This window comes from Candidatus Kosakonia sp. 282A-S69 (genome assembly GCF_029433855.1).
GTDB lineage: Bacteria > Pseudomonadota > Gammaproteobacteria > Enterobacterales > Enterobacteriaceae > Kosakonia > Kosakonia cowanii_A.
On sequence record NZ_JAROAU010000004.1, the window covers coordinates 184,279 to 206,097 of the forward strand.

At 55.8% G+C, this 21,819-nt stretch carries 20 protein-coding genes; 12 read left to right on the forward strand and 8 right to left on the reverse strand.

Annotated features, from left to right (window positions below; genetic code table 11):
• Positions 1 to 11: 11 nt before the first annotated feature.
• Entirely contained in the window at positions 12 to 1,292 is a 1,281-nt protein-coding gene (hemL, locus tag PU683_RS20515; RefSeq protein WP_277174466.1) for a glutamate-1-semialdehyde 2,1-aminomutase, read from the reverse strand.
• Between the two features lie 168 nt (positions 1,293 to 1,460).
• Between hemL and clcA the strand changes: the two genes are divergently transcribed.
• Both clcA and erpA read left to right on the forward strand, forming a co-directional pair.
• Positions 1,461 to 2,867: a H(+)/Cl(-) exchange transporter ClcA gene (gene clcA, locus PU683_RS20520; protein WP_277174467.1), complete on the forward strand. Its 1,407-nt coding sequence runs from the start codon at positions 1,461 to 1,463 to the stop codon at positions 2,865 to 2,867.
• Between the two features lie 81 nt (positions 2,868 to 2,948).
• Entirely contained in the window at positions 2,949 to 3,293 is a 345-nt protein-coding gene (gene erpA / locus PU683_RS20525; RefSeq protein WP_023480429.1) for an iron-sulfur cluster insertion protein ErpA, read from the forward strand.
• Between the two features lie 41 nt (positions 3,294 to 3,334).
• Here the strand turns inward: erpA and PU683_RS20530 are convergent, their stop codons facing one another.
• The 3 genes from PU683_RS20530 to mtnN are packed head-to-tail and all read right to left on the reverse strand — an operon-like array spanning position 3,335 to position 5,464.
• A complete protein-coding gene (locus PU683_RS20530; RefSeq protein ID WP_277174468.1) occupies positions 3,335 to 3,958 on the reverse strand; it encodes a TRIC cation channel family protein in 624 nt (207 codons plus the stop codon).
• A gap of 14 nt (positions 3,959 to 3,972) precedes the next feature.
• Complete coding sequence (gene btuF, locus PU683_RS20535) at positions 3,973 to 4,773, reverse strand: vitamin B12 ABC transporter substrate-binding protein BtuF (protein ID WP_277174469.1); 801 nt, start codon at positions 4,771 to 4,773, stop codon at positions 3,973 to 3,975.
• Entirely contained in the window at positions 4,766 to 5,464 is a 699-nt protein-coding gene (gene mtnN, locus PU683_RS20540) for a 5'-methylthioadenosine/S-adenosylhomocysteine nucleosidase (RefSeq protein ID WP_277174470.1), read from the reverse strand. The genes btuF and mtnN overlap by 8 nt, the downstream gene beginning before the upstream one ends.
• A 106-nt stretch (positions 5,465 to 5,570) precedes the next feature.
• Here mtnN and dgt point away from each other — a divergent pair, with 106 nt between their 5' ends.
• From dgt to cdaR, 3 genes are all read left to right on the forward strand, one after another.
• A complete protein-coding gene (gene dgt / locus PU683_RS20545; RefSeq protein WP_277174471.1) occupies positions 5,571 to 7,085 on the forward strand; it encodes a dGTPase in 1,515 nt (504 codons plus the stop codon).
• A 135-nt stretch (positions 7,086 to 7,220) separates the two neighbouring features.
• Positions 7,221 to 8,657 carry a serine endoprotease DegP gene (gene degP / locus PU683_RS20550; RefSeq protein ID WP_277174472.1) on the forward strand — a complete coding sequence of 479 codons (1,437 nt, stop codon included), beginning with the start codon at positions 7,221 to 7,223 and terminating at the stop codon, positions 8,655 to 8,657.
• Between the two features lie 162 nt (positions 8,658 to 8,819).
• Positions 8,820 to 9,977: a DNA-binding transcriptional regulator CdaR gene (cdaR, locus tag PU683_RS20555; RefSeq protein WP_023480257.1), complete on the forward strand. Its 1,158-nt coding sequence runs from the start codon at positions 8,820 to 8,822 to the stop codon at positions 9,975 to 9,977.
• A 130-nt stretch (positions 9,978 to 10,107) separates the two neighbouring features.
• On the opposite strand, the gene PU683_RS20560 is transcribed toward cdaR, so the two are convergent.
• The 4 genes from PU683_RS20560 to map form a co-directional block, all read right to left on the reverse strand.
• Complete coding sequence (locus PU683_RS20560; protein WP_023480393.1) at positions 10,108 to 10,497, reverse strand: DUF3461 family protein; 390 nt, start codon at positions 10,495 to 10,497, stop codon at positions 10,108 to 10,110.
• A 120-nt stretch (positions 10,498 to 10,617) separates the two neighbouring features.
• Positions 10,618 to 11,442: a 2,3,4,5-tetrahydropyridine-2,6-dicarboxylate N-succinyltransferase gene (dapD, locus tag PU683_RS20565; protein WP_023480482.1), complete on the reverse strand. Its 825-nt coding sequence runs from the start codon at positions 11,440 to 11,442 to the stop codon at positions 10,618 to 10,620.
• A gap of 34 nt (positions 11,443 to 11,476) precedes the next feature.
• On the reverse strand, positions 11,477 to 14,152 hold the full coding sequence (gene glnD, locus PU683_RS20570; RefSeq protein WP_277174473.1) for a bifunctional uridylyltransferase/uridylyl-removing protein GlnD: 2,676 nt from the start codon (positions 14,150 to 14,152) through the stop codon (positions 11,477 to 11,479).
• Between the two features lie 153 nt (positions 14,153 to 14,305).
• On the reverse strand, positions 14,306 to 15,097 hold the full coding sequence (map, locus tag PU683_RS20575; RefSeq protein WP_023480350.1) for a type I methionyl aminopeptidase: 792 nt from the start codon (positions 15,095 to 15,097) through the stop codon (positions 14,306 to 14,308).
• 310 nt (positions 15,098 to 15,407) lie between these two features.
• Here map and rpsB point away from each other — a divergent pair, with 310 nt between their 5' ends.
• The 7 genes from rpsB to cdsA all read left to right on the forward strand — a co-directional run bounded on the left by rpsB (position 15,408) and on the right by cdsA (position 21,813).
• Complete coding sequence (gene rpsB, locus PU683_RS20580) at positions 15,408 to 16,133, forward strand: 30S ribosomal protein S2 (RefSeq protein ID WP_023480483.1); 726 nt, start codon at positions 15,408 to 15,410, stop codon at positions 16,131 to 16,133.
• A 140-nt stretch (positions 16,134 to 16,273) separates the two neighbouring features.
• On the forward strand, positions 16,274 to 17,125 hold the full coding sequence (gene tsf / locus PU683_RS20585) for a translation elongation factor Ts (protein WP_023480457.1): 852 nt from the start codon (positions 16,274 to 16,276) through the stop codon (positions 17,123 to 17,125).
• A gap of 145 nt (positions 17,126 to 17,270) precedes the next feature.
• Positions 17,271 to 17,996: a UMP kinase gene (pyrH, locus tag PU683_RS20590; protein WP_277174474.1), complete on the forward strand. Its 726-nt coding sequence runs from the start codon at positions 17,271 to 17,273 to the stop codon at positions 17,994 to 17,996.
• A 150-nt stretch (positions 17,997 to 18,146) separates the two neighbouring features.
• On the forward strand, positions 18,147 to 18,704 hold the full coding sequence (frr, locus tag PU683_RS20595) for a ribosome recycling factor (protein ID WP_023480286.1): 558 nt from the start codon (positions 18,147 to 18,149) through the stop codon (positions 18,702 to 18,704).
• Between the two features lie 97 nt (positions 18,705 to 18,801).
• Entirely contained in the window at positions 18,802 to 19,998 is a 1,197-nt protein-coding gene (ispC, locus tag PU683_RS20600) for a 1-deoxy-D-xylulose-5-phosphate reductoisomerase (RefSeq protein ID WP_277174475.1), read from the forward strand.
• 186 nt (positions 19,999 to 20,184) lie between these two features.
• Positions 20,185 to 20,943: a (2E,6E)-farnesyl-diphosphate-specific ditrans,polycis-undecaprenyl-diphosphate synthase gene (gene ispU, locus PU683_RS20605; protein WP_023480217.1), complete on the forward strand. Its 759-nt coding sequence runs from the start codon at positions 20,185 to 20,187 to the stop codon at positions 20,941 to 20,943.
• Positions 20,944 to 20,955: 12 nt separating this feature from the next.
• Positions 20,956 to 21,813 carry a phosphatidate cytidylyltransferase gene (gene cdsA / locus PU683_RS20610; RefSeq protein WP_277174476.1) on the forward strand — a complete coding sequence of 286 codons (858 nt, stop codon included), beginning with the start codon at positions 20,956 to 20,958 and terminating at the stop codon, positions 21,811 to 21,813.
• The last annotated feature ends 6 nt before the right edge of the window (positions 21,814 to 21,819 follow it).

The window sequence follows — 21,819 nt, forward strand, 5'->3', positions numbered from 1 at the left end:
GCGGCAAGATATTACAGCTTCATGAAGGCGCGCTTCGCGGCGTCGATGGTGTTATCGATATCTTCAACGCTGTGGGCAACGGACATAAAGCCCGCTTCAAAGGCAGACGGCGCAAGGTAAACCCCTTCCTCCAGCATCAGATGGAAGAAGCGCTTAAAGCGCTCAACGTCGCACTTCACCACATCCTGATAACGGGTCACGCTCTGCGCATCGGTAAAGAAGAGACCAAACATCCCGCCGACGTGGTTAACTACCAGCCCAATACCGGCTTCCTGCGCCGCTTCCAGCAGGCCTTCCGCAAGGCGGGTAGTCAGATCGGTCAGGGTGGCGTGAATGCCTGGCTGCGCCACTTCATTCAGACAGGCGAAGCCCGCGGCCATCGCAATCGGGTTACCGGAGAGGGTGCCCGCCTGGTAAACCGGCCCGGTTGGTGCCAGCGCTTCCATCACCTCGCGGCGACCGCCGAAGGCACCTACCGGCATTCCGCCGCCGATGATTTTGCCAAGGCAGGTCAGATCCGGCACCACATCGTAGTAGGCCTGTGCGCCCGCCAGCGCGACGCGGAAGCCGGTCATCACCTCATCGATAATCAGCAGGGCGCCAAACTCGTCGCACAGCGCGCGCAGGCCCGGCAGGAACTCCGGCAGCGGCGGGACGCAGTTCATGTTGCCTGCGACCGGCTCAACGATGATACAGGCGATATCCTGCGGATACTGCTCGAACGCCGCGCGTACCGAGGCGAGATCGTTATAGGTGCAGGTGAGAGTGTGTTTGGCAAAATCCGCCGGTACACCGGGTGAGTTCGGCTGACCGAGGGTTAACGCGCCGGAACCCGCTTTCACCAGCAGGCAGTCGGCATGGCCGTGGTAGCAGCCCTCGAATTTGATGATTTTGTCGCGATGGGTAAAGCCGCGTGCGAGGCGGATGGCGCTCATCGTCGCTTCGGTGCCGGAGTTGACCATGCGTACCATATCCATGGTCGGAACCAGTTCGGTCACCAGCTCCGCCATTTTCACTTCCATCTCGGTCGGCGCGCCGAAGCTCAGGCCGCGGCTGGCCGCTTCAATTACCGCATTGCGGATCGCCGGGTGGTTGTGGCCCAGCACCATCGGTCCCCAGGAGCCAACATAGTCGATATAGGCTTTGCCGTCGGCATCGTACAGATAAGCTCCGTCAGCGCGCTCGATAAACAGCGGTGTACCGCCAACGCCGGTGAAGGCGCGTACCGGTGAATTGACCCCGCCAGGGATAAGCTGTCGCGCTGTATTAAAGAGGTTTTCAGACTTACTCATGCTTTCATTCCTGGTTGCTGGAAAAAATCGTTGCCGGTCATTCTATGTGATTAGCGGAAGCGGATGAAAGTTTTGCCGGGAAGAAGGACATATTTTGCAGGGATTTTGCCCGCGACGCGGCGGCAAGGGGTGGCTACAATACTTCTTTTGTATGACGTATCAGAGCCGATGTCAGAAAACACTCCCTCATTTGAACAGCAGCAGGTTGAACGACGCCGACGCAGAGATATTCTGCGTCAGATGCTGCAACGTGATAAAACGCCGCTGGCGATCCTCATTGTGGCCGCCGTTGCGGGAACGCTTACCGGGCTGGTGGGCGTCGCCTTTGAAAAGGCGGTAAATGCGGTGATCAACCTGCGCATCGGCGCGCTGGCGCAGGTAGCGAACAGCGCTGTCGTCTGGCCGCTGGCCTTTATCGCCTCGGCGCTGCTGGCGATGACTGGCTACTTTTTAGTGCGCCGCTTCGCGCCGGAAGCGGGCGGCTCCGGTATTCCGGAGATTGAAGGCGCGCTGGAAGAGCTGCGCCCGGTGCGCTGGTGGCGCGTACTGCCGGTGAAGTTTTTCGGCGGCATGGGGACGCTGGGCGCGGGCATGGTGCTGGGGCGCGAAGGGCCAACGGTGCAGATTGGCGGTAACGTTGGGCGGATGGTGTGCGATCTCTTTCGCCTGCGCAGCGGCGAAGCGCGCCACACTCTGCTGGCAACCGGCGCGGCGGCGGGGCTCTCCGCGGCCTTTAACGCGCCGCTGGCGGGTATCCTCTTTATCATCGAAGAGATGCGCTCGCAGTTTCACTACAACCTTATCTCCATCAAAGCTGTCTTTACCGGCGTGATTATGTCGAGCATCGTCTTTCGCCTGTTTAACGGCGAAGCGGCGGTCATTGATGTCGGTAAGCTAAGTAACGCGCCGGTGAACACCCTGTGGCTCTACCTGCTGCTGGGGATGGTGTTTGGCTGTATCGGCCCGCTGTTTAACACCCTGGTGCTGCGTACCCAGGATCTGTTTTTGCGCCTGCACGGCGGGAAGACCGGGAAATGGGTGCTGATAGGCGGCCTGATTGGCGGAACCTGCGGCGTGCTCGGCCTGATGGCGCCTGCGCTCTCCGGCGGCGGTTTTGCGCTGATCCCGATTGCTTCTGCCGGCAATTATGGCGTCAGCGCGCTGCTGTTTATTTTTCTTATCCGCGTGGCGATGACGCTGCTCTGCTTTAGCTCCGGCGCACCGGGCGGAATTTTTGCGCCGATGCTGTCATTAGGCACGGTGCTCGGCATGGCGTTTGGCTCGGCGAGCATGGCGATTTTCCCCCATTATCAACTTGATGCCGCGACCTTTGCCGTTGCCGGAATGGGGGCGTTACTCGCTGCCTCGCTGCGCGCGCCGTTGACCGGAATTGTGCTAGTTTTGGAAATGACTGACAATTATCAGCTTATTTTGCCAATGATCATTACCTGCCTTGGTGCGACACTGTTAGCCCAGTTTTTGGGCGGTAAACCGCTCTATTCCGCCATCCTGGCACGTACGCTTGCCAGGCAAGAGGCCGCCGCTGACCATGCGCTGCCGCGGGAGAATACTTGAACGATTTACTACCCTATTGGATAATAGCCGCCATGATCGGGTCAATATTTGCCCAGGTCGACGTATTAACGGGAGCAAGACATGAGTGATGACGTAGCGCTGCCGCTGCAGTTTACCGACGCAGCAGCCAATAAAGTAAAAAGCCTGATCGCGGACGAAGAGAACCCTAATCTGAAACTGCGTGTCTACATCACCGGTGGTGGTTGCAGCGGCTTCCAGTACGGTTTTACCTTTGACGATCAGATCAACGACGGCGATATGACCATTGAGAAGCAGGGGGTTGGCCTGGTGGTCGACCCGATGAGCCTGCAATATCTGGTGGGCGGTTCGGTCGATTACACCGAAGGTCTGGAGGGATCCCGCTTCGTGGTGACCAACCCGAACGCGACCAGCACCTGCGGCTGCGGCTCGTCGTTCAGCATCTGATTACCTGAAATGCCGGGTAATACCGGCATTGATCCCGCCGTTTAACGTCCCGATTCATCCAGCGCAAACGTCGGCAGCTTCAGGTGCCAGCGGATCGCCGCCAGGCGGATCGCCAGCGTGACCCCCATTCCTGTCATACTCGCTGACTCCAGCGGTACGGCAAAAACGTAGAACGCCGTTGCATGAACGATGCCGCCCGCTATACAGGCGGTGGCGTAAATTTCAGTACGCAGGATCATCGGGATTTCACGTGCCAGCACATCACGGATAATCCCGCCGCCAACGCCTGTCACCACGCCCATACAGATCGCCACCAGCGGGCCGGTACCCGCAAGAAACGCTTTATTGACGCCGATACCCACAAACACCGCCAGACCGACCGCATCCAGCACCGGCAATATCCACTTCGGTAAACGGCGGGGCTGGCGCACCAGAATAATGGTTAACATGCAGGTAACCATCGCCACCACAAGATCGGTGGGATCTTTCACCCAGAAGACCGGCCCGTGCGCCAGCGCCATATCGCGAATGGTGCCGCCGCCGACCGCGGTCACCACCCCCAGCACCAGCACGCCGAAAGGGTCCATCCGCAACTTTCCGGCAAGCAGAACGCCTGAGATGGCGAAAACGGCGGTGCCGATAATATCCAGCCAGTAGACCAGCATGGTTTATTCCCCGGTTATTTCACCTGCGCAAGGGCAGAACAGAGTTGTTGAGCGGCGAGGATAATACGCGGGCTCGCCCGTTCAAACCAGTCATCGTGCAGAGAAATAATCGGCACATTCAGCTGGTCTCCCCAGAACTGTTTCACTCGCGCTTGCGCCTTCTCTTCCCCTGCGAGGATAATTGCCTGCGGATGGCGTGCCAGCACCTGTTCACGGCTCACCTGCGGCCACGGCACACGGCTTTCGGCAAAGATGTTCTCCCCACCACACAGCTCCACCACCTGGTGTTGAATCGATCCTTTCCCGCTGGTGAAGAGTGGCTGCGTGCCGAACTGCATAAAAACGCGTTTTTTCTGCTGCGCCGCGTAGCGGGACGTTAACGTCTCATACCCCGCCATCAGCTGTTGTGCGGCCCGCTCAGCCTGCGCGGGCTGCGGGCTATAAGGGGCGAGCTGGCGCAGCGTCTGCGCGACCTCTTCAATAGAGATAGCGTCGATCCACATCACGCGGATGCCGAACTTTTTCAGCTGATCGACCTGACGCTCTGCGTTACCTCCGCGCCAGGCCAGCACCAGGTCGGGCTTCAGGGCGATAATGCGTTCGAGGTTAATCCCTTGCCAGCTGGCAACCTGCTCAATCTGCGCGGCGGCGGGGGGATAGTCAGAGTAACTGCTAACGGCGACGGGCGTGATACCGGCAGCGAAAGCCAGTTCGGTATTGGCCGGAGAGAGTGAAATAACACGCGGCGCAGCGAAGAGCCACGCCGGCAGAAGTAGAAGCAGGGCGGCGAGCGCCCTGAAACGGGGATTACCCACGTGCCAGTTTCTGCACCAGGGTTTCAACCATCAGGCTGGACTGTTTTGCCGCCACCACCAGGAACTCATCAAAGCTCAGGTGAGACTGCTGGTCCGCCACGTCGGAGATGGCGCGAACCACCACAAACGGCACGCCAAAGTTGTGGCAGACGTGAGCGATAGCGGTCGCTTCCATCTCAACGGCAACCGCCTGCGGGAAGTTGTGGCGAATTTTTGCCAGGCCTACGGAACCGTTAATGAAGGCGTCGCCGCTGACAATCAGCCCGCGCACTGCGTTCAGATTCAGCTCACCGATGCAGGCTTCGGCCGCAAGCACCAGCTTCTCATCGGCTTTAAAGCCCGCCGGGCAGCCCGGCAACTGGCCATACTCATAACCAAAGGCGGTGACGTCGGCATCGTGATAACGCGCTTCATCAGAGACCACGATATCACCCACTTTCAGAGTCGGTGCCAGGCCGCCCGCGGAGCCGGTATTGATAATTACATCCGGCTTGCAGTGCTCCAGCAGCAGGGTCGCGCCCATTGCGGCGGCCACTTTGCCAATCCCGGACTTGAGCAGGGCCACTTCTGTGCCATTCAGCGTACCGGTGTAAATTTCGCTTCCGCCAATATTCAGGGTCTGGCGGTTTTCGATTTTGTCACGCAACAGCGTAACTTCTTCTTCCATTGCACCAATGATGCCAATTTTCATGGAGATACTCGCTAATGTGATAAGGCAGGAACAGGTTTACAGGGCATAGTCTATCATGGCATACACAATTGCATGACACCCCATGCGCCTGCGTAGAGGAGAGGAAATGGACGACATCGATTTTCGCAACAAGATCAACTGGCATCGCCGGTATCGCTCGCCGCAGGGCGTGAAAACCGAACATGAGATCCTGCGGATCTTCGAAAGCGATCGCGGACGTATTATCAACTCCGCCGCCATCCGCCGTTTGCAGCAGAAAACCCAGGTCTTTCCTCTTGAGCGTAACGCGGCGGTTCGCACGCGTTTAACGCACTCTATGGAAGTTCAGCAGGTCGGGCGCTATATCGCCAAAGAGATTTTAAGCCGGCTAAAAGAGCAGCGCCTGCTGGAAAAGTATGGGCTGGATGAGTTAACCGGGCCGTTTGAGAGCATTGTCGAGATGGCCTGCCTGATGCACGACATCGGTAACCCGCCGTTCGGCCACTTTGGCGAAGCGGCGATTAACGACTGGTTCCGCCAGCGGCTGGCGCCCGATGATGCTCTCGGCGAGCCGCTTACCGAGGATCGCTGCGAAGTGATGGCCCTGCGCCTGCGCGAAGGGGAGGAGACGCTCAACGCGCTGCGCAGTAAAGTGCGCCACGACTTAAGCCACTTTGAAGGGAACGCGCAGGGTATTCGCATGGTGCATACCCTGATGCGCATGAATCTGACCTGGGCGCAGGTCGGCTGTATTTTGAAATATACCCGCCCTGCGTGGTGGGTCGGCGACCCGCCCGCGTCTCACAGCTATTTAATGAAAAAGCCGGGCTACTATTTCTCCGAAGAGGCGTACGTTGAGCGGCTGCGTAAAGAGTTAAACCTCAATACCTATAGCCGTTTTCCATTGACCTGGATAATGGAGGCCGCGGATGACATCTCCTATTGCGTGGCCGATCTCGAAGATGCGGTCGAGAAGCGTATATTTTCCGCCGAGCAGCTCTATCAGCATCTTTACGAGGCGTGGGGCGAGCATGAAAAAGGATCGCTGTTTGCTCAGGTTGTCGAAAATGCGTGGGATAAATCGCGCGCTAATTCGATGAGCCGCAGCGCTGAAGATCAATTCTTTATGTATTTGCGCGTCAATACGCTTAATAAGCTGGTGCCTTATGCCGCCCAGCGCTTTATTGACAACCTGCCGCAAATCTTCCGCGGCGAATTCAACCACGCGCTGCTGGAAGATGACAGCAGTTTCAGCCAGCTGCTTGAATTGTATAAAAACGTCGCCATTAAACAGGTATTCAGCCACCCCGATGTGGAGCAACTGGAGTTACAGGGCTACCGCGTCATCAGTGGGCTGCTGGAAATTTATCGACCCTTGTTGCAATTATCGCTGGCGGACTTTACCGAGCTGGTGGAAAAAGAGCGTCTGCGCCGTTTTCCGATTGAATCGCGCCTGTTTCAGAAACTGTCGACGCGCCACCGGTTAGCCTACGTCGAAGCGGTAAGCAAATTATCGCCCGATGACGAAGCCTATTCGGTGCTGGAGTATTATCACCGTTGTCGATTAATTCAGGACTATATTAGCGGAATGACGGATCTATATTCATGGGATGAATATCGTCGTTTAATGGCGGTGGAATAATCCCGCTGAATTGTAAAGAACGACAATATTTTTTTACTTTTTCCAGAGGTTTAAGGCCTGAACTTCACGCTATAAATCGACTCTGAGTGACACATACACAGCAGTTCGCGTTAATCAGAAAAGAGATTGAGAGAGATGAAAAAAACGACGTTAGCAATGAGTGCACTGGCTTTAAGTTTAAGTTTTGCGCTGTCTCCTCTGTCTGCGACGGCAGCAGAAACAGCCTCATCAACCACCGCAACATCGCAGCAGATGCCAAGCCTTGCACCGATGCTGGAAAAGGTGATGCCGTCAGTCGTGAGCATTAACGTTGAAGGCAGCACCACGGTGAACACCCCGCGCATGCCGCGCAACTTCCAGCAGTTCTTCGGTGATAACTCACCCTTCTGCCAGGAGGGTTCGCCGTTCCAGAGCTCCCCCTTCTGCCAGGGAGGCGGTGGCCCGGATGGGCAGGGCGGTGGCCAGCAGCAGAAATTTATGGCGCTGGGCTCCGGCGTCATCATCGACGCGGCGAAAGGCTACGTCGTCACCAACAACCACGTGGTCGACAATGCCAGCACCATCAAAGTGCAGCTCAGCGACGGGCGCAAATTTGACGCCAAAGTGGTGGGTAAAGATCCGCGTTCCGATATCGCGTTGATCCAGATTCAGGATCCGAAAAATCTCACCGCCATTAAGCTTGCCGACTCCGATGCGCTGCGCGTTGGTGATTACACGGTGGCGATTGGTAACCCGTTCGGTCTTGGCGAAACCGTCACCTCCGGGATTGTCTCGGCGCTGGGTCGAAGCGGCCTGAACGCGGAAAACTATGAAAACTTTATTCAGACCGATGCCGCCATCAACCGCGGTAACTCCGGCGGCGCGCTGGTTAATCTCAACGGCGAGCTGATTGGGATTAACACCGCGATCCTCGCGCCGGACGGCGGCAATATCGGTATCGGTTTTGCTATCCCGAGCAATATGGTGAAAAACCTTACCAGCCAGATGGTGCAGTACGGTCAGGTGCGCCGCGGCGAACTGGGGATTATGGGCACCGAGCTGAACTCTGAGCTGGCGAAAGCGATGAAAGTCGATGCCCAGCGCGGAGCATTTGTCAGCCAGGTGATGCCGAACTCCGCCGCTGCGAAAGCGGGCGTCAAGGCGGGTGATGTCATTACCACGCTGAACGGCAAAGCGATCAGCAGCTTTGCGGCACTGCGGGCAGAAGTGGGCTCGATGCCGATTGGCAGCAAAGTTGCGCTGGGGATGCTGCGCGATGGCAAACCGGTCAACGTAACCCTTGAACTGCAGCAGAGCAGCCAGAACCAGGTTGAATCCAGCACCATCTTCAGCGGTATCGAAGGGGCGGAGATGAGCAACAAAGGGAAAGATGGCGGCGTAGTGGTGAATGCGGTGAAACCGAATAGCCCGGCGGCGCAAATCGGCCTGAAAAAAGGCGATGTGATCCTCGGTGCGAACCAGCAGCCGGTGAAAAATATCGCTGAACTGCGCAAAATTCTCGACAGCAAACCGTCAGTGCTGGCGCTGAACATCCAGCGTGGCGACACCTCAATCTACCTGCTGATGCAGTAATCCTCTGTAAAACCCTCTTCCCCGCAGCGGGGAAGAGGGGCATCCCGCCCTTTTTGTGAAGCCTTCCACAACTCCACACTTCTCACTGCCGCTTTGTGCATCCGCACAATGCGCGGGTAAATTTTCTGCCATATGCTTGGCCTCTGCACCGGGGAGGGTTACATGGCTGGCTGGCATCTTGATACCAAAATGGCACAGGATATCGTGGCGCGTACCATGCGTATCATCGATACAAACATCAACGTGATGGATGCGCGCGGCCGGATTATTGGCAGCGGCGATCGCGAGCGCATTGGTGAATTGCACGAAGGCGCGCTGCTGGTGCTTTCGCAGGGGCGGGTGGTTGATATCGACGATGCAGTGGCGCGCCATCTGCACGGCGTGCGTCAGGGCATCAACCTGCCACTGCGCCTCGAAGGGGAGATTGTCGGCGTCATCGGCCTGACCGGCGAACCTGAAACGTTGCGCAAATATGGCGAGCTGGTCTGTATGACGGCGGAGATGATGCTGGAGCAGTCCCGGTTGATGCATCTGCTGGCGCAGGATAGCCGCCTGCGCGAAGAGCTGGTGATGAACCTGATTCAGGCGGAGGAGCACACGCCAGCGCTGACCGAATGGGCGCAGCGTTTAGGCATCGATCTTAACCAGCCGCGCGTGGTGGCAGTGGTGGAGGTTGATAGCGGTCAGCTGGGGGTCGACAGCGCAATGGCTGAACTTCAGCAGCTACAAAACGCCCTGACAACGCCGGAGCGCAATAACCTCATCGCCATCGTCTCCCTGACCGAAATGGTGGTGCTGAAACCTGCATTGAACCCGTTTGGCCGCTGGGACGCGGAAGATCACCGCAAACGCGTTGAGCAGCTGATTACGCGGATGAAAGAGAATGGCCAGCTGCGTTTTCGCGTCGCGTTGGGCAACTACTTTACCGGCCCTGGCAGCATTGCGCGATCCTACCGTACGGCGCGTACCACCATGATGGTCGGTAAACAGCGGATGCCGGAGAGCCGCAGCTACTTCTATCAGGATTTGATGTTGCCGGTGCTGCTCGACAGCCTGCGCGGCGGCTGGCAGGCCAATGAACTGGCGCGTCCGTTAACGCGGCTGAAAGCGATGGACAATAATGGCTTACTGCGCCGCACGCTCACTGCCTGGTTTCGTCATAATGTCCAGCCGCTGGCGACATCGAAAGCGCTGTTTATCCACCGCAATACGCTGGAGTATCGCCTGAACCGTATCTCGGAGCTGACCGGGCTGGATCTTGGGAATTTTGATGACAGATTACTGCTCTATGTGGCGTTGCAGCTGGATGAGCAGCATTGAGGTTTGTTTTTTTGCCGGATGGCGCTGCGCCTATCCGGCCTACGCGATCGTGCCGGTTTGATACAGGTGAGGCGCTTACCTGGCCTACGTGGCTGTGCAGTCACGTAGGCCAGAGGGCGGCTGATAAAACTTATTTCCCGCGCGTCAGCTTCTCAAGATCCGATTCGATTTCACTGATCTTGTTGGTAACAACGCTTTCAAGATGGCGCAGATCGTCAAGGATCTTACGCTTCAAATCCACTTCAGTGCGATCGCGCTGGCAGATCTGATCCAGCTCATCAATCACGTAACGCAGGTTAGGGCTGATCTCCTGCACCTCTTTGTACCCCTGGCCGACGCCATCGGCGACCACGGTTTTGCGCTGACGCGGATATTTGAACTTGACGCTCTTGGCGAAGAACTCGCCCCGGTCTTTATGAAAATAGATTTTCAGGATGTCGTTATTCGCTTCCTGGCGGAGGCTATAGCGATCGATTTCATCGGGATTGGTAATGCCTAAACTTTTAAGATTGTCGTACATAGCGGACCCTTAAGCTCAACATAACCTATGAATAATTAACGAAAAAATCTATTTTCGCCACTGACGTATGCAAAAAAGCGGGATATATCACCCTCTCCCGGGCAGGGAGAGGGAAAAGGCTTAGTCGATGGTGCGCAGCAGTTCGTTGATGCCGACTTTGCCGCGGGTTTTCGCATCTACTTTTTTCACGATAACCGCACAGTAGAGGCTGTATTTACCATCTTTCGATGGCAGGTTGCCCGACACCACCACTGAGCCTGCCGGTACGCGGCCATAATGCACTTCGCCCGTTTCGCGATCGTAAATACGGGTGCTTTGGCCAATATAAACACCCATCGAAATAACCGAACCCTCTTCAACGATCACGCCTTCAACCACTTCGGAGCGCGCGCCGATGAAACAGTTATCTTCAATAATAGTCGGATTTGCCTGCAGTGGTTCCAGTACGCCGCCGATACCCACGCCGCCGGAGAGGTGAACGTTTTTACCGATCTGCGCGCAGGAGCCGACGGTGGCCCATGTGTCTACCATTGAGCCTTCATCGACATAAGCGCCGATATTGACATAAGAGGGCATCAACACCGTGTTACGGGCGATATACGCGCCCTGACGCACTGCCGCTGGCGGTACTACGCGGAACCCCTCTTTCTGGAAACGCGCTTCGTCGTAATCAGCGAACTTCATCGGCACTTTATCGAAGTAGCGGCTCTCTGCACCGTCGATAACCTGGTTATCGTTAATGCGGAAAGAGAGCAGAACCGCTTTTTTCAGCCACTGGTGGGTAACCCACTGGCCGTCGATTTTTTCTGCGACACGCAGCGCGCCGGAGTCAAGCAGGGCGATAACCTGGTTGACCGCTTCACGGGTCACGGTATCGACATTGGCCGGGGTAATCTCTGCGCGGCGCTCGAAAGCGGCTTCAATAACGTTCTGTAACTGCTGCATTGTTAAACTCTTTCCATCTTGTGTAAAAAAATAATCACCCTTTATCGTTTGGATTGAGGGCCTCTGTCAACCGTTGTTGCACCTCCTTTTGCAGCACATTATTAAGGCCACGCCGGTCGGCGGTAGCGATTATGAATAAATCTTCTACTCGCTCGCCAATGGTTGTAATTCTTGCGCCGTGCAGCGAGATTCCAAGGTCGGCAAAAATCTGCCCGACCCGCGCCAGCAGCCCTGGCTGGTCAAGCGCAATCAATTCCAGGAACGATTTTCTGTCCGTATGGGTCGGCAGGAAGTTCACTTCGGTATCGACAGTAAAATGACGCAGCTTGGCAGGTTGACGACGCGGCTGCGGCGGTTGCCAGGTATGTTGGGTGATCGCCTGCTTCAGCCCGAAACAGATCGCCTCGTGGCGATCGGCAGAGAGCGGGCTGCCGTCCGGCTCCAGCACAATAAAGGTATCCATCGCCATGCCGTCGCGGGTGGTAAAGACCTGCGCGTCATGCACACTGAGATTGCGGCGATCCAGCTCGGCGCAGACGGCGGCAAAGAGATAGGGGCGGTCCGGGCTCCAGATAAAGATCTCGGTTCCCCCGCGCGTCGCCTGCGGGCTCAGTAAAATCAGCGGTGTTGTCAGATCGTGTTGCAGCAGATGGCGCGCGTGCCAGGCGAGCTGGTTTGGGCTGTGGCGGACAAAGTAGTTAGCACGACAGCGCGCCCAAATCTGATGCAGCCGCTCCTCATTAATATTGTCCATGCGCAGCAGTGCCAGCGCCTGCAGCTGATGGTGGCGTACGCGCTCGCGCATATCCGGCGTGTTCTGCATCCCGCGGCGCAGCTGTTTTTCCGTGGCGAAGTAGAGTTCACGCAACAGGCTCTGCTTCCAACTATTCCACAATGTTTCATTGGTCGCGCAGATATCGGCGACCGTCAGGCAGACCAGGAAGCGCAGACGGTTCTCCGTTTGCACCTCTTCGGCGAACTGCTTGATCACCTCCGGATCCTGAATATCACGGCGCTGAGCGGTGACCGACATCAGCAGGTGGTGGCGTACCAGCCAGGCGACCAGCTGCGTTTCCCGCGAATTCAGACCGTGAAGTTCAGCGAACTTCAGGACATCCTGCGCGCCCAGCACCGAGTGGTCGCCGCCGCGCCCTTTGGCGATATCGTGAAACAGTGCCGCAATCAGAATCAGCTCCGGGTGCGTCAGGCGCGGCCAGAGTTCCACACAGAGCGGGTGCTTGCTGCGCGTCTCCTCTTTGGCAAAACTCTCCAGCTTCAGTAACACGCGAATGGTGTGCTCATCGACGGTATAGGCATGGAACAGGTCGAACTGCATCTGACCGACAATATGCGACCACTGCGGCATATAGGCCCACAGCACGCTGTGGCGATGCATCGGCAACAGCCCACGACTTACCGCGCCCGGATGGCGCAGCATACTGAGGAATATGGTGCGCGCTTCCGGAATGTAGCAGAGTGGCTGGGTTAAATGGCGGCGCGCATGGCGCAGATGGCGCAGGGTCGTGGAGTAGATGCCGGTAATGGCGCTGTTACGCACCATAATTGAGAACATGCGTAAAATCGCCTGCGGCTCGCGGATAAAGAGCATCTCATCGCGCAGATCGATAAGCGTGCCGCGCAGTTGAAACTCGTCATCAATCGGACGCGGTTTTTCATCAGGCGTCAGGGCGAGGATCGCCTCATCGAAGAGCTGCAGCAGCATATGGTTGAGTTCCGATACGCGACGCGTGACGCGAAAGAAATCCTTCATCATATGCTCAACGGGCTGATTGCCATCGCCGACGTAGTTGAGACGCTGCGCCACGCTGAGCTGGCGGTCAAACAGCAGGCGGTTATCGTAGCGCGTCACCTCCAGATGCAGGGCGAAGCGAATGCGCCACAGCAGGTGCAGGCACTCATTCAGTTCGTTGCGTTCAGCTTCGGTCAGAAAGCCGAAGCCAACCATCTCATTGAGCGAGGTGGCGCCAAAATGGCGGCGCGCGACCCACTGCAGGGTATGAATATCGCGCAGACCGCCTGGGCTGCTTTTAATATCGGGCTCCAGGTTGTAGCTGGTGCCGTGATAGCGCTGATGACGTTCATTCTGCTCCGCCACTTTCGCCGGGAAGAAGGTCTCCGAGGGCCAGAAATTGTCGCTGAAGATATGTTTTTGCAGTTCCAGAAACAGCGCGACATCGCCGACCAGCAGACGTGATTCAATAAGGTTAGTGGCAACCGTGAGCTCCGATAGCCCCTCCTGCAGACACTCATCAAGCGTACGCACGCTGTGCCCCACTTCCAGCTTCACATCCCACAGCAGCGTCAGCAATTCGCCAATCTTTTGCGCCTGCTCATCCGGCAACGTATTGCGGCTGAGGATCAGCAGATCGATATCGGATAAGGGGTGCAGCTCGCCGCGACCATAGCCGCCGACGGCCACCAGTGCGGTATCACCCGCATCGCCAAAGCCATACTGCAGCCACAAGCGCTGCAAAAGCTGATCGATAAATTCGGTGCGTGCCTCAATTAGTTGCTCGGCCGAGATCCCGGCATCAAACACTTGCCCCAGCCACTGCTGAAAAGCATCGATTCGCGCCTTGATGGTGGCACAGTGCAGCTCCTCTGCGGGCCACACTCCAGGGTGTTCAGGCTGGCCGGGAAGGGTGGGCTGAACGCTGCTGACAAATTGTTCGGAAGAGATATTGCTCATGATTAGCCACCCAGTTGGCGTGCGGATCCACTGCAAGACAAAGTAAAAGAGATGGATGGAAATGAAAAGTCGTTTATATGTATGACCCGGCCGGGAAGCGGGCAAAAAAAACGGCCCGCGAAGCGGACCGTTATGGCAGGCTGACAGGCGATATCAGGCGGCGGTCAGCACAGCCTCGATGGTGTCATCTTTACGCAGCGTGAGGATCTCACAGCCGGTTTCGGTGACGACAATCGTATGCTCATATTGCGCGGAGAGGCTGCGATCCTTGGTTTTCACCGTCCAGCCATCTTTCATGGTGCGAATGCGGTAATCGCCGGCATTGACCATCGGCTCGATGGTAAAGGTCATACCGGCTTTCAGCACCACACCACCGTCATCAGCGTCGTAATGCAGCACTTGCGGCTCCTCGTGGAAGCCGCGACCAATGCCGTGACCGCAATATTCGCGCACCACGGAGAAGCCTTCGCCCTCAACATATTTCTGGATAGCCGCACCGAGGGTACGCAGGCGAATGCCCGGTTTCACCATCCGTAGCGCCAGGTAGAGGCTGTCCTGGGTCACGCGGCAGAGGCGCTCGCCCAGAATGGTCGGTTTACCAACGATAAACATTTTCGAGGTGTCGCCGTGATACTCATCTTTGATAACCGTGACGTCGATGTTGACCACATCGCCATCTTTCAGCAGTTTTTCGTCATCCGGAATGCCGTGGCAAACGACTTCATTAATTGAGATACAGACCGATTTCGGGAAGCCGTGATAGCCCAGGCAGGCTGAAACAGCGTGTTGTTCATTGACGATGTAATCGTTACAGATGCGGTCCAGTTCGCCGGTGCTGACGCCCGGTTTGATGTGCGGTTCGATCATTTCGAGCACTTCGGCGGCGAGACGGCCGGCGACGCGCATTTTTTCAATTTCTTCGGGTGTTTTAATAGAGATAGCCATGAGAAGTGTCCATCAGTGTCGATTTTTTTCGACTATACCAGGAGTAGTGCTGTCAATGGTAACAGTCGGGCAAGCGTTGTGCCAAATTGAGAATCGTTAACAGCACGCTGCGGCAACAACTATTGGTGTCCTGTTCGCTTTTGTGATATAAAGCGCGCCGGACTTCCGTTCCTGTTTCGGGATGGGAGCCACAAATCTCACTTTGTGTAATAACACACACGTATCGGCACATATTCCGGGGTGCCCTTCGGGGTCGGTAATATGGGATACGTGGAGGCATAACCCCAACTTTTATATAGAGGTTTTAATCATGGCAACTGTTTCCATGCGCGACATGCTCAAGGCTGGTGTTCACTTCGGTCACCAGACCCGTTACTGGAACCCGAAAATGAAGCCGTTCATCTTCGGTGCGCGTAACAAAGTTCACATCATCAACCTTGAGAAAACTGTACCGATGTTCAACGAAGCCCTGGCTGAGCTGAACAAGATCTCTGCTCGTAAAGGCAAGATCCTGATCGTTGGTACTAAACGCGCTGCAAGCGAAGCGGTGAAAGAAGCAGCTCAGAATTGCGATCAGTTCTTCGTGAACCATCGCTGGCTGGGCGGCATGCTGACTAACTGGAAAACCGTTCGTCAGTCCATCAAACGTCTGAAAGACCTGGAAACTCAGTCTCAGGACGGCACCTTCGACAAGCTGACCAAGAAAGAAGCGCTGATGCGCACTCGTGAGCTGGACAAGCTGGAAAACAGCCTGGGCGGTATCAAAGACATGGGCGGCCTGCCGGACGCACTGTTTGTTATCGACGCTGACCACGAGCACATCGCAATCAAAGAAGCAAACAACCTGGGCATCCCGGTATTTGCTATCGTTGATACCAACTCCGATCCGGACGGCGTTGACTTCGTTATCCCGGGTAACGACGATGCAATCCGTGCTGTTAGCCTGTACCTGAATGCCGTTGCTGCTACCGTTCGTGAAGGCCGTTCTTCTGATCTGGCTACTCAGGCGGAAGAAAGCTTCGTAGAAGCTGAGTAATAAGGCACGCTCTCTGAGCCCCTTATTGAGCAGGTAGTACCGAGTTTGGTTAGGGGGCCTGTTTATGGCCCCCTTTTTCACTTTCAAGCCTGTTTGGTTCCTGGAACCGGGCAGGTCATATCTCTCCCGAGGATTAAAGAATGGCTGAAATTACCGCATCCCTGGTAAAAGAGCTGCGTGAACGTACTGGCGCAGGCATGATGGACTGTAAAAAAGCGCTGACCGAAGCAAGCGGCGACATCGAGCTGGCAATCGAGAACATGCGTAAGTCCGGTGCGATCAAAGCGGCGAAAAAAGCGGGCAACGTTGCTGCTGACGGCGTGATCATCACCAAAATCGATGGCACCTACGGCATCATTCTGGAAGTTAACTGCCAGACTGACTTCGTTGCTAAAGATGCTGGTTTCCAGGCATTTGCTAACAAAGTTCTGGACGCTGCTGTTGCTGGCAAAATCACCGACGTTGAAGTTCTGAAAACGCAGTTCGAAGAAGAGCGCGTTGCACTGGTTGCTAAAATCGGTGAGAACATCAACATCCGTCGCGTCTCTTCCCTGGAAGGCGAGGTTCTGGGCTCTTACCAGCACGGCGCGCGTATCGGTGTTCTGGTTGCGGCGAAAGGCGCTGATCAGGAGCTGGTTAAGCAACTGGCTATGCACGTTGCTGCAAGCAAGCCGGAATTCGTTAAGCCGGAAGACGTTTCCGCTGAAGTGGTTGAGAAAGAGTACCAGGTTCAGCTGGACATCGCCATGCAGTCTGGCAAGCCGAAAGAGATCGCAGAGAAAATGGTTGAAGGCCGCATGAAGAAATTCACCGGCGAAGTTTCTCTGACCGGCCAGCCTTTCGTTATGGACCCGAGCAAAACCGTTGGCCAGCTGCTGAAAGAGCACAACGCTGACGTGACTGGCTTCATCCGCTTCGAAGTGGGCGAAGGCATCGAGAAAGTTGAGACTGACTTCGCAGCAGAAGTTGCTGCCATGTCCAAGCAGTCTTAATCAATAAAAGGAGCCGCCTGAGGGCGGCTTCTTTTTATGTCCTTCATCTGAAAAACAGCCGGCACACTAGTGTTAGCGCTGACAGGCGACGTATCATAGCGCCAGATTAAACCCGTCTAATTGTTCACAGTCTCAGGAAAGAAACATGGCTACCAATGCAAAACCCATCTACAAACGCATTCTGCTTAAGCTGAGTGGCGAAGCGCTTCAGGGCTCTGAAGGTTTCGGTATCGACGCGAGCATTCTTGACCGTATGGCGCAGGAAATTAAAGAGCTGGTTGAACTGGGTATTCAGGTTGGCGTGGTCATTGGCGGGGGTAACCTGTTCCGTGGTGCGGGCCTGGCGAAAGCGGGCATGAACCGTGTTGTGGGCGATCACATGGGTATGCTGGCAACAGTGATGAACGGCCTGGCAATGCGTGATGCTCTGCATCGTGCCTATGTGAACGCGCGCCTGATGTCTGCATTCCCGTTAAACGGCGTATGTGACAACTACAGCTGGGCGGAAGCGATCAGCCTGTTACGTAACAATCGCGTCGTCATTTTCAGCGCCGGTACCGGTAACCCATTCTTCACCACCGACTCCGCAGCCTGCCTGCGCGGTATCGAAATCGAAGCCGATGTGGTGCTGAAAGCGACTAAAGTTGACGGCGTATTTACCGCCGATCCGGTGCTGGATCCGACCGCCACCCTCTGCGAGCGCCTCTCTTATACTGAAGTGCTCGACAAAGAGCTGAAAGTGATGGATCTGGCCGCCTTCACCCTCGCCCGCGACCATAAATTACCGATTCGCGTGTTCAATATGAACAAACCTGGCGCGCTGCGCCGTGTGGTAATGGGCGAAAAAGAGGGCACATTGATTACGGAATAATTCCCGTAAGCAATAAATAAAGGTAAGATTCCGCTTTAATTTATCCAGCAGAGCGTTCCGGTATCTTTACGATGCCATCACAGGAACAGGGCTATACTTAGCACAACCGCCGTATGGCCTGTCTGCGACAAGATTTCAAGGATCCGTAACGTGATTAGCGATATCAGAAAAGATGCTGAAGTGCGCATGGAAAAATGCGTAGAATCGTTCAAAACCCAAATCAGCAAAGTGCGTACCGGCCGCGCTTCTCCGAGCCTGCTGGACGGCATCGTTGTGGAATATTACGGTACGCCGACGCCGCTGCGTCAGCTGGCCAGCGTAACGGTAGAAGACTCTCGTACTCTGAAAATCAACGTCTTCGATCGCTCGATGAGCCCGGCCGTTGAAAAAGCGATCCTCACCTCCGATCTGGGGCTGAACCCAAGCTCTGCGGGCAGCGATATTCGCGTTCCGCTGCCGGCACTGACCGAAGAACGTCGTAAAGATCTGATCAAAGTGGTGCGTGGCGAAGCTGAGCAGGCCCGTGTTGCCGTGCGCAACGTGCGCCGTGACGCTAATGACAAAGTGAAAGCGCTGCTGAAAGACAAAGAGATCAGCGAAGATGATGATCGCCGTTCTCAGGATGACGTGCAGAAGCTGACCGATGCTGCGATCAAGAAAGTTGACGCGGCGCTGGCGGATAAAGAAGCGGAACTGATGCAGTTCTGATTCGATACTAACCGATAAAAACGCCGTCCAGAGAGCCGTGCAAGCGGCTTGCTGACGGCGTTTTTGCTTTCCCCTCTTGCAACGTTGCGAGCGTTTCATGAAGCATTTAACTCTTCTGGGCTCAACGGGTTCCATAGGTTGCAGCACGCTTGCTGTGGTTCGTCATAATCCCGATCGTTTCACCGTCACCGCGCTGGTCGCGGGAAAAAATGTCGCTCGCATGGTTGAGCAGTGCCTTGAGTTCTCTCCGCGCTATGCGGTGATGGATGACGCCGCCAGCGCGCAGCAGTTACAGCGTACCCTGAGCGAGCATGGCAGCCGCACGCAAGTGCTGAGCGGTCAGCAGGCCGCCTGTGAGATGGCGGCGCTTGATGAGGTCGACCAGGTGATGGCTGCTATCGTTGGCGCGGCTGGATTATTACCCACGCTTGCCGCTATTCGTGCTGGTAAAAGCGTGCTGCTTGCCAATAAAGAGTCACTCGTTACCTGCGGCCGCCTGTTTATGGAAGCGGTGAAAGAGAGCAGGGCGCAGCTGCTGCCGGTCGATAGCGAGCATAATGCGATTTTTCAGAGTTTGCCGGAACCAATCCAGCATAACCTGGGGTACGCTGATCTCGAACAGAATGGCGTATCGTCTATTCTGCTTACCGGGTCTGGTGGCCCATTCCGGGAGACGCCGATGGCGGATCTGGCACTGATGACGCCGGATCAGGCTTGTCGCCATCCGAACTGGTCAATGGGGCGTAAAATCTCCGTTGATTCCGCCACCATGATGAATAAAGGTCTGGAATACATTGAAGCACGCTGGTTGTTTAATGCCGCTGCCCGCCAGATGGAAGTGCTGATTCACCCGCAATCGGTGATCCACTCCATGGTGCGTTATCAGGATGGCAGTGTGTTGGCGCAGTTGGGTGAGCCGGATATGCGAACACCCATTGCACACACGATGGCCTGGCCGGAGCGCGTGTCGTCTGGTGTTGACGCGCTTGATTTCTGCAAGCTGAGCGCATTGAGTTTTGCCGCCCCCGATTTCGATCGTTACCCCTGTCTGAAGCTGGCGATTGATGCCTCCAGCGAGGGCCAGGCGGCGACAACCGCGCTAAACGCAGCTAATGAGGTGGCCGTTTCGGCTTTCCTGGCATCCGCTATTCGTTTCACTGATATTGCCGCTCTCAATCTCTCTGTACTTGAACAGATCGATTTACGCGAACCGCAGAGTATTGATGACGTTCTGGCCGTCGATGTACTGGCACGAGAGATTGCGCAAAAACAAGTGATGCGCTTCGCAAGCTAGTGATAATGCTGTCCGGAGTGACGGTGCTATTTGTTAGCGTAGGGCTTCAGTGATATAGTCTGCGCCACAAAATTGCCGCTTTCTATTATGGCGAATTGTGTAAGCCGTGGTTTGCGCGGCTTTTTTGTGTAAAGGCTTTTGTATTCCTGAGTACCGCTAAATCCTTTTCAGGGACTAAAACGCGTTATGTTGTCTGCTAACCAACCGATAAGCGAAAATTTGCCAACGCATGGCTGCCGCCATGTAGCGATAATTATGGATGGCAATGGTCGCTGGGCAAAAAGGCAGGGGAAACTCCGTGCTTTTGGACACCGAGCGGGAGCGAAATCCGTTCGCCGCGCAGTCTCTTTTGCCGCCAATAATGGTATCGACGCGCTGACGCTGTATGCTTTTAGTAGCGAAAACTGGAACCGTCCGGCGCAGGAGGTGAGCGCGCTGATGGAACTGTTTGTGTGGGCGCTGGATAGCGAAGTAAAAAGCCTGCACCGCCATAATGTTCGTTTACGCATTATTGGCGATACCAGCCGGTTTAATGCGCGTTTGCAGGAGCGAATCCGCAAAGCGGAAGCGTTAACCGCCCAGAACAGCGGGCTAACGTTAAATATCGCCGCCAACTACGGTGGGCGCTGGGATATTGTTCAGGGAGTTCGGCATTTAGCTGAGCAAGTGCAGGAAGGGCTGTTGCGCCCGGACGAAATAGATGAAGAGACGCTGAACAAGCAAGTCTGCATGCATGAGCTGGCTCCCGTTGATTTAGTGATTAGGACGGGCGGCGAACATCGCATAAGTAATTTTTTACTTTGGCAAATTGCCTATGCCGAACTTTACTTTACTGATGTTCTTTGGCCTGATTTTGATGAACAAGACTTTGAAGGTGCGCTGAATGCCTTTGCTAATCGAGAGCGTCGTTTCGGTGGTACCGAGCCTGGTGGCGACAAAGCCTGATGGGGGTTGCTTTTGCTGAAGTATCGCCTGATTTCTGCGTTTGTATTGATACCCATTGTTATCGCAGCGCTCTTTTTGCTGCCACCGGTGGGCTTTGCGATTATCACTCTCGCCGTCTGCATGCTCGCCGCGTGGGAATGGGGTCAGCTGAGCGGCTTAACCTCGCGCACGCAGCGCGTCTGGCTGGCGGTGCTCTGCGGGCTGCTATTGGCGCTAATGCTGTTTACGCTGCCGGAGTATCATCACAACGTTCACCAGCCGCTGGTTGAGGGTTCGCTGTGGGCCTCTCTGGTCTGGTGGCTGGCGGCATTGGGGTTGGTGCTGGGTTATCCTGCTTCAGCGGCGCTATGGCGGAACTCTAAAGCGCTGCGCCTGCTGTTTGGCGTGCTTACCATCATCCCCTTCTTCTGGGGCATGCTGGCGCTGCGCGTCTGGCACTATGAGGCCAACCCCTACAGCGGGGCTATCTGGTTGCTCTATGTCATGATCCTTGTCTGGGGCGCGGACTCGGGCGCTTATATGTTTGGCAAACTGTTTGGCAAACATAAGCTGGCACCGAAAGTGTCTCCCGGTAAAACCTGGCAAGGTTTCCTCGGTGGATTGCTGACCGCAGGCATCATCTCCTGGGGCTATGGCGCATGGGCCAACCTTGAAGTGGCACACTCTACGCTGCTGATCTGCTCCGTGGTAGCCGCGCTTGCCTCGGTGCTGGGCGATTTAACCGAGAGCATGTTCAAGCGCGAAGCCGGCATTAAAGATAGTGGTCATCTTATTCCAGGCCACGGCGGTATACTGGATCGCATTGACAGCCTGACGGCGGCGGTTCCCGTATTTGCCTGTCTGTTACTGCTGGTTTTCAGGACGATTTGACGGAAG